The sequence below is a fragment of the Carnobacterium maltaromaticum DSM 20342 genome, from assembly GCF_000744945.1.
Classification (GTDB): domain Bacteria; phylum Bacillota; class Bacilli; order Lactobacillales; family Carnobacteriaceae; genus Carnobacterium; species Carnobacterium maltaromaticum.
Genome location: NZ_JQMX01000001.1, coordinates 3608048 through 3620667, shown reverse-complemented (window position 1 = coordinate 3620667; position 12620 = coordinate 3608048). Strand labels below are relative to the sequence as shown.

The 12620-nt window shown below is 31.8% G+C and carries 11 protein-coding genes and 2 pseudogenes; 7 read left to right on the top strand and 6 right to left on the bottom strand.

Features of this window, described 5'->3' with window-relative positions:
• Positions 1-47: 47 nt before the first annotated feature.
• The 5 genes and pseudogenes from BR77_RS18455 to BR77_RS16925 all read right to left on the bottom strand — a co-directional run bounded on the left by BR77_RS18455 (position 48) and on the right by BR77_RS16925 (position 3392).
• Positions 48-341 (bottom strand): hypothetical protein, encoded by a 294-nt coding sequence (locus BR77_RS18455; protein ID WP_185751419.1) that lies wholly within the window; start codon positions 339-341, stop codon positions 48-50.
• Positions 342-456: 115 nt separating this feature from the next.
• Positions 457-1038: a heavy-metal-associated domain-containing protein gene (locus BR77_RS18450; protein WP_051926794.1), complete on the bottom strand. Its 582-nt coding sequence runs from the start codon at positions 1036-1038 to the stop codon at positions 457-459.
• Positions 1039-1127: 89 nt separating this feature from the next.
• Positions 1128-1487: a CopY/TcrY family copper transport repressor gene (locus tag BR77_RS16935; RefSeq protein ID WP_051926792.1), complete on the bottom strand. Its 360-nt coding sequence runs from the start codon at positions 1485-1487 to the stop codon at positions 1128-1130.
• Between the two features lie 66 nt (positions 1488-1553).
• Positions 1554-2749 (bottom strand): annotated as a pseudogene (locus BR77_RS18445) (hypothetical protein).
• Entirely contained in the window at positions 2742-3392 is a 651-nt protein-coding gene (locus tag BR77_RS16925; protein ID WP_016356527.1) for a TIGR01906 family membrane protein, read from the bottom strand. The pseudogene BR77_RS18445 and the gene BR77_RS16925 overlap by 8 nt, the downstream one beginning before the upstream one ends.
• A 304-nt stretch (positions 3393-3696) precedes the next feature.
• Here BR77_RS16925 and lgt point away from each other — a divergent pair.
• The 6 genes and pseudogenes from lgt (at position 3697) to BR77_RS16900 (ending at position 8580) form a co-directional block, all read left to right on the top strand.
• Positions 3697-4424 (top strand): annotated as a pseudogene (lgt, locus tag BR77_RS16920) (prolipoprotein diacylglyceryl transferase).
• Positions 4425-4511: 87 nt separating this feature from the next.
• Entirely contained in the window at positions 4512-4718 is a 207-nt protein-coding gene (locus BR77_RS16915) for a DUF2933 domain-containing protein (protein WP_015076894.1), read from the top strand.
• A gap of 21 nt (positions 4719-4739) precedes the next feature.
• Positions 4740-4913: a DUF2933 domain-containing protein gene (locus BR77_RS18840; RefSeq protein WP_015076895.1), complete on the top strand. Its 174-nt coding sequence runs from the start codon at positions 4740-4742 to the stop codon at positions 4911-4913.
• Between the two features lie 20 nt (positions 4914-4933).
• Positions 4934-6127: a murein hydrolase activator EnvC family protein gene (locus tag BR77_RS16910; RefSeq protein ID WP_051926787.1), complete on the top strand. Its 1194-nt coding sequence runs from the start codon at positions 4934-4936 to the stop codon at positions 6125-6127.
• Positions 6128-6260: 133 nt separating this feature from the next.
• A complete protein-coding gene (locus BR77_RS16905) occupies positions 6261-8294 on the top strand; it encodes a heavy metal translocating P-type ATPase (protein ID WP_035063719.1) in 2034 nt (677 codons plus the stop codon).
• Positions 8295-8346: 52 nt separating this feature from the next.
• Positions 8347-8580 carry an AbrB/MazE/SpoVT family DNA-binding domain-containing protein gene (locus BR77_RS16900; protein ID WP_015076901.1) on the top strand — a complete coding sequence of 78 codons (234 nt, stop codon included), beginning with the start codon at positions 8347-8349 and terminating at the stop codon, positions 8578-8580.
• 314 nt (positions 8581-8894) lie between these two features.
• Here BR77_RS16900 and BR77_RS16895 read toward each other — a convergent pair whose 3' ends face one another.
• A complete protein-coding gene (locus tag BR77_RS16895; protein WP_010051903.1) occupies positions 8895-9479 on the bottom strand; it encodes a recombinase family protein in 585 nt (194 codons plus the stop codon).
• A gap of 184 nt (positions 9480-9663) precedes the next feature.
• On the opposite strand from BR77_RS16895, the gene BR77_RS18435 reads away from it, so the two are divergent.
• Positions 9664-12618, top strand: coding sequence for a Tn3 family transposase (locus BR77_RS18435; RefSeq protein WP_257613350.1), 2955 nt, complete (start codon positions 9664-9666; stop codon positions 12616-12618).
• The last annotated feature ends 2 nt before the right edge of the window (positions 12619-12620 follow it).

The following is a 12620-nucleotide window of genomic DNA, read 5'->3' as shown; positions in this document are numbered from 1 at the left end:
CTCTATCACAACACCATCAACGGCATTTTATCCCACTGGTTTTACAATTAATATGTCACCAAAACTTCTACTTCTTCGATAGGAATAATTTTTTCAATTCCATTTTTTATAATTAAGGCTGTTTTTGGGGCTAATCCCATAAGCTTTTTAATTGCTTCAGATGTTTTTCCTTTAGAAAGTAATTCTAAATATTTTCCAAGTGTTATTAGTGTTAAAATCACTGCTGCAGCCTCAAAATAAAGTTCATTTGTATAACTATAATCTCCTTTAGCAATCATAATAGTTGCAAATATACCGTATAAGAATGCAGCACTAGTCCCTAACGCAATTAGTGAATCCATATTCGGGTGAAGCCGAACTAAAGGTTTTAAAGCCAATTCGGTAATAACTATTACCAAGTACTATCACAGGAATAGTGAATATCAACTGAGTCATAGCAAAAATTTGCGGGTTTTTTCATAGGATCGAGAATTTCCGGTAAGGGAAATCCAAACATATGGCCACAGCCAAATAAAGAACAGGTAAAGTGAAAATTGCTGACCATACAAATTTTTTCCAAACTAATTTGATTTCTTTTTCTTTCATTTCACTTGTATCGTTAACTTTTTCTTCACTATTTATTTTTTTTGCACTGTAACCTGCATTTTTTACAGTTGCTATAATTATTTCATTTGATAACAAACTAGAATTATAGTCAACACTCATTTTTTCTGTTGCTAAATTTACAGAAACAGATACAATTCCATCTAATTTGTTTATATATTTTTCGATTGTTTGTGCGCATGAAGCACAAGTCATTCCCGTTATAGAATAAGAAGCCTTTATTTTTGATGTGGAGATTGTATAGCCTGCATTATCTACAGATTTTTTAATATCAGTAAAAGATACTTGGTTTTCATCAAATGAGATAGTTAACTTTTCTGTAGTCAAATTTACACTAGAAAACTCCACACCTTTTAATTTTTTTGTAGCTTTTTCAATTGTTTGTGCACACGAGGCACATGTCATTCCTTCAATTAAAAATACCTCTTTTTTCACAACATTCACCTCTATTTCTAATGATTTCTACATTCGCATTCTTCAGGAACACATTCACATGCTATCTTTGATTGGATTTTTTTTTCCAATTATTTTTTAATCAAAACAATATCATCACTGCTCAATTCGTATTCTGTAATAGCATTAGCAAGTGCTGTTCCAATTGATTTGTTGCATATAGTAGATAACAGTTTATTAACCTGAAATTTAATACATTCTTCTTCACTAATCGTTGCAGCATAAATAAATCTTTTTCCATCAGTTTTAGTTGATAAAATTCCTTTACGAACTAATCTGCCAATTAATGTTTTTGTCGTGGCTGGTTTCCAATTCATTTTATTGGTTAGAATCAAACTAACTTGTTTACTAGAGACCGTTCTTAAACTCCAGACAACGCGCATTACTTCCCATTCTGCTACAGTAATTTGAAGATCACAGTGATTTTCCATCCCTACCTCCCCTTTCATCTACAAGTGTAAACGAATTTACACTTGTAGTGTACACTTGTGCACTTTTCATGTCAAGTATCTATTTTTATATTGTTGAGATATCTTGATTCCTAAATTCATAAATGAACCTGTACTCTGCATATCTTTAATTATTTGAGCACTTAAAGTGGTTTCTGGATAATAAAATCGTTCTTGCATTTTCTTGAGGGTCCGTATATAGGTATTCGGTAACTTCAATTTTAGAACCATTTGTTCCATTTCCTGTAAAATAGAGACCCCTTTATAAAAATAGGTGGATTTTGAAAAAGGATCTTCAAGCGCAGTTACTTCATTCATTCCATGTCCTTCTAATATTTCAGCTTGACTGGCTGTCTCTTTTTTGTGAACTAAATATATTAAAAATAAATAAAGGAACTCCATATCATCTAAGTCAATTCCACAGGAACTGTATGGGTTGATGTCAATCATACGAATTTCAATATATTCAATTCCATCTTCTCTTAAGCTAGCCAACGTTTTTCCATTTTTCAAACGAATTGGTGAATAAAATTCTCTCTCATCATAAAGGTACTTTTTTTCAATAAACTCTTCCAATGTGGTTACGTAGCTATCTAATGAGTCAAAAGATACCTTTTGACTCGTTAGATTTCTATAACCGTAACTACTATTTCTTATACTCCTAACAGGAGTATAAGAAGGAAATATTTTTTTTTCGCCCACAGGTGAAGCACCAAACAAATAAGTAATTAACCATTTATCTTGTAGAAAATTTTTAGCTAACTTTAAATAGAACATGTTTTTAAATTCTTTAAATGAACACTTTTCTTGTCTTTCATCATATAAAATACGCAATAAACTATCATCAAAACAAAATTATAATGAATACCACATATTAACTGTTTTGACTTCCCATATTTTTTTGCTAAATATTCTCTGTAAAGGATTTTATCTGAATCACTATAGGTAGCAATAGGAACCATCACCTCTTCTTTGTTTAAGGTAGGCATACTAAATGGCCATAAATATTCGTCTTCTGGCAAATTTTGATGAATATAACGTGTCATTTCAAGCATTAAGGCATATGTTTTTTTTAAGCTATTTTGTACAGGTATTACTAATTCAAGTTGCGCTTCACTAAAGTCTTTTTCTATTCCTTTTATATTCAATTTAGAGGGGTGCAATGAAAGTGAAAGTTCCCCATCTTTTTTTACTCTTAATGTTTCTCTTTCAATTCCGAATGTCCCTTCAGTGAACTTAGACATTAATAACGGGCTGATTTTTTTCATAATTTCTCCTTAAATTCTTTTTTAATAACAAATAAGTTAGAATAAGTTGCACTTCGAATAAAATAAACACGAAAATAAAGCAGGCAAGAAAAAATGATTGTGGCAGTACATTTATAATAGGATCAATTGACGGATTAAAAATCCACGCTTCATTATTAAAAAAAACTTCGTGAAAAAGTATGAATATCCTATCAAAATTTACTAATAATAAAATTAAAACGATTAATGGACCATACATTGTGTAGCTCATCAATTTAATCAATGCTGAAAGTTCGTTTTTCTTTTTTAAATACCGAATCAAAAAAAAACCAAAAATCAGTGAAAAAGCAAGGATACTATAATTAAGCATAAATAATTTTTTAACTTCACTAAAATGAAATAATCCTTGCGCTGAACTTTCAAAATTAGGCATATTTAATCTTTGTATCCAAGGATTATTTAAATAGTTAAGTAATATAGTATAATTTTTCATGATTACTTCCCTAGATAATTCACTAGTAGACAAATCTGTTAAACTCCATTTGAAAAGTGGTGTAAAATTTATCGCTACTGCAATTGAAAAACTTAAATTACCCAATAATATAACAAGCAAAGCCAAATATGTCCTTAATTTTTTCATAGTATCATCCTCTCTTATTAAAACTTATTTTACTAGTATCTTATGGAGATTCTATGAATTTGTTTTTTTTTTTGAATCTACACACAAAATCCATATTTCTTTGATAAATTATTTAAAAGAAGCACTTTCATATTTTCACTACACTGTAAAAGAGAAAAATAGTTTTTATCTGTTAAATTATTTTTAGTTTTTACAAAACTCGGAAGTGTGTCAATTTAATTTTAAGGAGGCTAATTAAGTGGAACCACTTAATCGTATTTTTATTTCCATAGGACCAATTACAATTTATTGGTATGCAATTTTCATGATTTCTGGGGCTTTTTTAGGATATTTACTAGTTGCAAAACAAGCTGAAAAAGAAGACATTAACGATGATACTATTCTTGATTTATTGCTGATTGCTTTTCCAATAGCTATCCTGAGTGCTCGAACCTATTATGTTCTATTTGAATGGTCAGATTATTCAACTAATTTTTGGGATGTTTTCAAAATCTGGGAAGGTGGCTTAGCAATTCATGGAGGGTTAATTGGCGCTATAATAACAGGGTACTTTTTTTCAAAAAAAGAAATATTCCTTTTTTTAAACTTGCAGATTTAGTAGCACCTGGAATACTAGTCGGTCAAATAGTTGGCCGTTGGGGAAATTTTATGAATCAAGAAGCTTTTGGTGGTATCGTACCAAGAACATTTTTGGAAAGTTTAAATCTTCCTAATTTCATAATCAATCAAATGTACATTGACGGTGCATATCATCATCCCACATTTTTATATGAATCGCTTTGGAATAGTTTGATCTTAATAATTTTGTTGCTTGTTAGAAATAAAAAACATTTCCAAGGTCAACTCTTTTTCATGTATCTAATGGGCTATTCTATTGGCAGATTTTTTATCGAAGGATTACGTATAGATAGCTTAATGCTTACTTCAACTATTCGAATGGCTCAATTCATTTCTGTGATCTTAATCATTTTATCTACCGTAGCAATGATTGGACTTGCAAGAAAAGAAAAAAAAAGCACCTTATTGGAGTAGGGAAATTTACTATTTAAACAGAATATAAAAACAGATAAAGCAATTAAATGGCTTTATTGAAATACAAACTTTTAAGGAGGAATTTATATGAATTTAATTGTCTCTATTTTACCGTTTTTACTACTATTAATTTGTCCAATTATGATGTTTTTTATGCATGGGAAACATGGTCACAGTTCATCCCATGACCACTCTAATCATAACGGGATTTCAAAATCTGATTTTGAAGCATTAAAAGAGCAAAATGAAAAAATGAATTCTGAGTTAACTTTATTAAAACAAAAAATTAAATGAAATTAAGAACGGAGGATTTTTATGCAATGGCTTTTACTGTTAGTGTGTCCAATTATGATGATTTTTATGATGTCTGGAATGACACATGGAGGAAAAAATAAAGATAATGTTTCTAAAGATGAATTTGATCAGCTTAAACAGCATAATGAAAAATTAAGCGAAGAATTACAAAAAATTAAATCTAAATTAAATTAATTGTTTCTAGGAGGTTCATTTTGAAAAAAATTTTAAAAACTATTATCATTGGTTCTGTTTCTTTATCCTCTTTATTTTACAGTCAAGTTTCATTTGCAGTAAATTATGAGGAAGAAATTAGCAAAAGCACAACAGAAATTAATTCTATAAAAAATGAAATTGAAAATGAGAAAGTTGCCTTGGGGCAATTACTTACTGAAATCGAAAAAAAAGAAGACAAAAGTAACCAACTATTAGAGGAAATAAAACTTATTCAAATTGAAATGAATACTTTAAAAATAAGCAACGATGAGTTACAAGATAAAATTACTCAAAGAACTGAAAAATTAAATTCCCAACTCCAAACGATTCAAATTGAAGGTAATGCTTCGACTTATACAAATTTCATTTTGAATTCAGAATCATTTACTGACTTTATTGGACGAATAGAAGTATCTTCAAAACTAATTTCTGCGAATAAAGAAATTGTACTGCAACAAAAAAAAGATAAAGAAAAATCGAATTACAAGAAAATAAACAAGCGCGAATCAAAAAAATCAAAAAAATTAATTTCTGAATTGCAAGAAGTACAAGTTAAATTAGAAAATCAAAAAAATTTAAAAGAAGCTAAGATAGTCACTTTAGCACAACAACAAGCTACCGCAGAAGATGAAAAAATTATTCTTATTTCTAATCAGGAAAATGAAAAAATTCAACTAGAAGCTAACACTAATAAACCTGTAATAGCTAAGACTAGTGTTGATTTGACGAATATGGCTTCTGCTAGTGAGACTCCGGAACCTCCAGCACCTTCACTAACTGTTGGAAGCTCGGGTTATATCTATCCACTACAGGCACCTATTTCTTCACCTTTTGGTGCTAGAGAAGGCTTAGATGCAAATGGATTTCATAAAGGTGTGGATTTTAGTGCTCCTGAAGGAACGCCTATTGCTGCATCTATGGCTGGTGAGGTTGTTGTTGCTCAGAATGATGGTATGCCTGTTTCTGGTTATGGAATTGCAACTATTATTAAGCACAGCAATGGCATGTATTCTCTGTATGGTCACCAATCTGAACTACTTGTTTCTGTTGGAGATAGTGTTCAACAAGGACAAATCATTGGAAAAGTCGGGAACACCGGAATTTCTTTTGGGGCTCATTTACATTTTGAAATTCGAACCTCTTTATATGGTGGAATGGGAAATGTGCTTGATCCTATGAATTTCTTAAATTAAAATACAGCTATGTTCGATTGTTCATGGTTCCTATAAATGATTAGGATAAAAGATAAATTTCTTGACAAAAATCGTTTACAGTTGTAGACTTTGTTTATCAAATGCAACTATAACAATACTGGAGGCAATTAATATGGGGGATAAAACAAATCACAGCCACATGAATCATAGCGAGATGAAACATGGAACAGGAACTATGGATCATTCAATGCACATGGGGAATTTAAAACAAAAATTTTTTGTTTCTTTATTTTTAGCTATTCCAATTATCTTATTTTCACCAATGATGGGGGGGAAACTTCCTTTTCAAATTAAGTTCAATGGTTCTGAATGGGTCGTTCTTATTTTAGCCTCTATTCTTTACTTCTATGGGGGAATGCCTTTTTTAAAAGGGGCTAAAATGGAGCTTGAAGCTAAAAGCCCAGCAATGATGACCTTAATTTCATTAGGTATTTCAGTGGCTTACATTTATAGCGTGTATGCTTTTATTGCAAATAATATTTTAACAAATAAAGTTCATGTAATGGATTTTTTTTGGGAACTAGCAACGTTGATTCTTATCATGTTACTTGGGCATTGGATTGAAATGAATGCTATAAGCAACGCTGGAAATGCATTACAAAAAATGGCAGAATTATTACCAGGGACAGCAAGCGTGCTTGATGCCACTGGAAATACAAAAGAAGTTGCTTTACAAGATGTCAATGTTGGAGATAAAGTGATGGTAAAAGCTGGTGAGAAAATCCCAACTGACGGAGTACTCATTTCTGGAAAAACAACCGTCAATGAATCAATGGTAACTGGTGAAGCAAAAGACGTTACCAAAAATATAAATGACAAAGTTATTGGTGGTTCAGTGAATGGTTCTGGAACAATTACTATAAAAGTTACCGGAACAGGTGAATCAGGATATTTATCTCAAGTAATGGCTTTAGTAAGTAGTGCGCAACAAGAAAAATCAAGTGTCGAATCGCTATCTGATAAGGTAGCCAAACTCCTATTTTACGTTGCTTTAATTGTTGGGATTTTATCTTTTACAACCTGGATACTCCTAACTGGTGATGTGAATATTGCTTTAGAGCGAATGGTTACTGTCCTGATTATTGCATGTCCACATGCACTTGGACTGGCTATTCCATTAGTAACAGCACGTTCCACCTCGCTTGGAGCTCAAAATGGATTACTAATTAAGAATAGACAAGCCTTAGAAGTAGCTAAAAAGGTTGATGTTATTATGATGGACAAAACAGGCACTCTTACTGAAGGTAACTTTTCAGTATCTACTTATAAATCATTTTCAGATGACTATACGGATACTGAAATTCTTGAATATATGGGTTCTTTAGAAAAAAACTCGAGTCATCCACTTTCAATTGGTGTTTTGAAAAAACTTAAAGAACTAAACTTAAATACACCCCTGGCTACCGACATTACAACAATTGCAGGTACAGGAATTGAAGGAACAATTTTAACTAAAGATGTCAAAATTGTAAGTGTTGCTTATTTAAATAGACATGCCCTAGATTATGATAAAAAACTCTTTTCCGACCTTTCGAGTAAAGGAAACTCTGTTAGTTTTCTTTTAGTTGAAAATAAGAATGTTGGGATAGTTGCGCAGGGTGATCAAATTAAACCAGAAGCTAAATCTATGATTGAAGCATTAAAAAAACAAGGTATTAAACCAGTGATGTTAACTGGAGATAATAGACAAGCGGCAGCTGTGGTTGCTAATCATTTAGGCATCGAGGATGTCCATGCGGAACTCCTTCCGGAAGACAAAGAAAAAATCGTCAGAGAATATAAAAATAAAGGTCTAATCGTCATGATGGTCGGGGATGGTGTTAATGATGCTCCTAGTTTAGTAAGAGCAGATATTGGCGTAGCTATTGGTGCTGGAACAGATGTAGCTATTGATTCTGCAGATGTGATTCTTGTAAAAAGTAACCCATCTGACATTCTCCATTTTTTAACCCTTGCAAAAAATACTTCAAGAAAAATGATACAAAACTTATGGTGGGGATCAGGTTATAACATTGTTGCAATACCTTTAGCTGCCGGGGTACTTTCCTTCGCAGGTATCATTCTTAGTCCTGCAATTGGCGCTATATTCATGTCGTTTAGTACAGTCATTGTAGCAATAAATGCTATGTTATTAAAGATAAAATAGTATATAATAATAAAGTCTGTTTAAGTAGAATTTTATATTGAAAGGAATGATTATGAACGAAAAATTTATAAAAACTTATAAGCTTAGGCAGTCTGGCAACAGTTCAATTTCAACAATACCTTTAAAAGTAAAGCAATTAATTAATGTTGAAAATGGAGATGAAATTGAATTTATAATAGTAGGTAAGCAAGTTCTCCTACAAAAAGCCAGATCAGTCATTGACAAATATAATGATACGTCCATTCAAAATGTAGCTAATCAATATAATTCTAAAAGTGAGAAATAAATAATTATAAACTTAAAAGTAAACCCAAAAAAACAGGTAATATATTTAACTTTTTCAAAGGACAGTATCAACTGCTAACTCTTCACACTGTTACTTGAAAAATTGCTATATTATTCTTAGTTTAATTGCAAAAATAGTAGTGAGATAGACAGTTTTAGATGTTGCGTAGCTAACGATAATATCATTTGTTTTAGATGCATTGCTTTATGAGCATAAATTTAAGGAGCTAGAAAATCATTGTACTCCTAGGGGTCAATGGAACATCTTTACGAAAAGTTGCGGTATAAAAACGAAAGCTAGGTTGGATTAACAACTTAGCTTTCGTTTTTTATATCTTCTATTTTTTTCAATTTCATTTTATTTATTTCTCGATAAAGCGTTCCTTGAGAAATAGTGGTAGATTCAAGAATTTCTTTAATCGAATAATCTCCACTGTCATACATTCTCATTGCTAAATTCAATTTTTCTTGAGGAATTTTTGGTCTTCCAATATTTACGCCACGTCTCCTGCTTGCAGTTATTCCTTCTTTTACACGCTCGGCTAATAAATTCCTCTCTAATTCAGCAATCACACTCATCATCTGGAGCATTGCTTTTCCGGTAGGCGTAGAAGTATCCATATTTTCTTTCAACGAAATGAATTCTACCTTTTCTTTTTCTAAGTGCTGAAGAAGAGTCAATATATCCAAAGTATTTCTACCAAGTCGAGAAATACTTTCTACAACTACTGTATCATTTGTCCGGATTATTTTTAACAGTTCTTCAATTCCTGGCCGTGACTTTTTTGTTCCAGTATATTTTTCTTTAATAATTTTTTCAACTCCATATTTTTTTAACTGATCTAATTGTCGATCTAGATGTTGCTCATCTTTTGACACTCTTGCGTATCCTATTATCATATAATTCCTCCTGATGCTCTTTTACTTTATTATCGGTAAATAACTATATTTTTGCAAGTGTTTCTTGTAAACTTATTTATAACTAGTTTTTGTAACTTAGAAAAGCTAGTTATTCAGTATCGAGTTTCAAAAAATATGAGGTTACAAAAACATTGGTTTTTGGTAAACACTCAGGGGGATTAAAATGGTAGAAATTGAACAATTGAAGGGACACCACAAAGAAGGATTTGGGAAATTTATAAATGAGCCATCTAAAGAACAACTTAATCTCTACTTTTATTTAAATGATTCTGATAAAGAGGTTATTGCAAAAATGAAAAAATCGTCCACAAAATTAGGATTCGCAGTTCAACTAGGAACCGTCAGGTTCCTCGGATGCTTTACATCTGATTTTGAAACACTTCCAATAGTGGTCATTCAGCATTTAGCTGCGCAACTAAATATTGACTACAAGGAATTTTATGGGTACACACGTAAACAAACAATTTGGCAACATATGAAACTTATACAAGACTACTATAACTATGTACTATTTACTGATAATGCAGTAGAAAAATATTTATCTGATTGGTTACTTGATCGGTCATGGTATACAACTGAGACGGATAATATGCTTTTTGATATGCTATTAAAAAAATGTTTGGATGAAAAAATTATTTTACCAGGTTTTTCTACTTTTGAACGCTTTGTATCTAAAATTATTGATTCTTCTGAAAAACAACTCTATAAATTACTTTCTGAGATTCCTGCTACATCAGAGGTAGAACGTTTGTTAGAATTATTTGATTTTGTTGGTGAGCCTATACGTGGTGCAACGCTTAAAATGGATATTTTACGAAGCCCTTTGATTGACGAAAGTCAAAAGGAGCTTATTCGTGGGTTTAATAGACTGATTATGTTCCAATCTTTTCATACAGAAAACTGGGACTTTTCTGTAATTCCTGAAGGGAAATTAAAAAAACTTGCCAGCTATGCTTTCAAAGCAAAAGCTCAAGCTATACAAAGAATGCCACTAAATCGCCAAATAGCTCATTTAGTGGCATTTGTTTATGAACATCAGAAAAAAGCAATGGACGAACAACTTTTAGCACTATCAAAATATGTAGATGCTATTTTTAGACGTGCAAAAAATAAAGAAATAAAAGATCGAATGAGAACAATAAAAGATTTAGATCGAGCTGCTCTTACGTTATCAAAAATTGTAGAACTTTTATTTGACGAATCCATTACTAACCAAGAAATTCGAAAAGTTATTTCAGATAAATTTCAAAAAGAAGAAATGGATGCAGCCATTTTTCAAGTTAAGGATATTGTTCGTAACGAGCAAGAACCCATTGCAATTAATGAACTTCGCAAAGCATTCAGGAAAATTAAAAAGTTCATCCCCTCTATTCTTTTATCCATTAACTTTGAAGGTAACAATTACGGGGCAGATAGCTTAGTCGTTTGGGAAAAGATAAAAGAAGTTTTTCCAAAACCAATAACACTAGACCATTTTTATGATATTGAACCCTGTTTATCTAAAAAATGGCAATATTATATACATGAAAATCCCACTTCAGTAAATCAGTGCGTGTTAATTGCTGGGCTAGAACTTCTCTTTCAAGGATTAAAAAAGCATGACATATTTGTTACTAATAGTGAAAAATATGCAGACCCAATGAGCTATTTATTGGATGATTCTACGTGGATAGAGCAACGGGAAGTTTTGATTACTCAACTTGACTTACCTTCTTCAGGCACCTTAGCTGTACAAAAATTAAGCGAAGATTTGTCTCTATCTTTTATAGAAACACAATCAAATTGGGATGCATCTAATATGGCAAGGCTTGAAGAAATAAATGGTGAAGTAAAAGTAGTTGTTTCAAATTTGAAAAAGGGAAATGAGCAGCCTAATGAAAAAGAGTTTAAATCACGTGTGCGCCAACTCATGCCTAGCATTGATTTATCCGATTTATTATTGGAAGTAAACCAACGAGTTGGGTTAACTCAATCCTTTAAACATTTAAATGAGAAAGAATCCAGAATGAAACAGTTAGATATTAGTATTTTAGCAGTATTGTTAGCGGAATCATGTAATATTGGATTTTCTCCAGTTTCCAAAAATAATATTGATAGTTTGAAGTATGATAGGCTCACCTATGTAGCTCATCAATACTTACGTATTGATACCTTAACTGCAGCTAATCAAAAAATTATTCATTCACATAAGAAATTGGAACTGGCTCTTGCTTGGGGAAATGGAGAAATGGCGTCTGCAGATGGAATTCGGTATATAACACCGCAAAGATCACTTTACTCTGCTAGTAATCCAAAATACTTTGGCAAAGGCCGTGGAATCACTTTCTATAACTTTGTTTCAGATCATTATATTGGTTTCCATGGAATGGTTGTATCAGGCACGTTAAGAGACTCTCTTTACTTATTAGAGGGACTTCTTAATCAAACCAGCGGATTACAGCCCACTCAGATAATGACAGATACAGCTGGATATAGTGACCTTATTTTTGGATTATTTGGACTACTAGGTTTTCAATTTAGTCCTAGAATTGCGAATAAACATGGTACCAAACTATGGAGAATTGAAAAAAATGCTGATTATGGTTTATTGAATGATGTTACTAAAAGTCGAATTAACACTGATTTAATTGAAGAACATTGGGAAGATATACTTCGAGTAGCAGGTTCCCTGAAATCTGGTAAAGTCAATGCAACTGAACTAACTCGAGCGTTACAACGATCTGGTCAACCAACTTCACTTGGAAAAGCAATTACAGAATATGGAAAGGTTTATAAGACCAAACATCAACTACGCTATCTTTCAGATGAAATTTATGCTCGTCAAATACTTGAACAGCTAAATAAGGGTGAATTACGTCATGCACTTTGCAGAAGTATATTTTACGGAAGAAATGGAAAATTATATCAAACTTATATTGATGGAATGGAGGAGCAGTTAACCTCTTTAAGCGTTGTAACAAATGCAGTAATTTATTGGAATACACTGTATCTTGAAAAAGTATTGGAGCAGATGAAAGTAGAAGGATATGACTGTTCAGAAGAACTTATAGGGGTCCCGAGCGCCTACGGGGAATTTGTATCGATAAGGATTACAAATCCCCTTAGTAGCAACGTTTGACG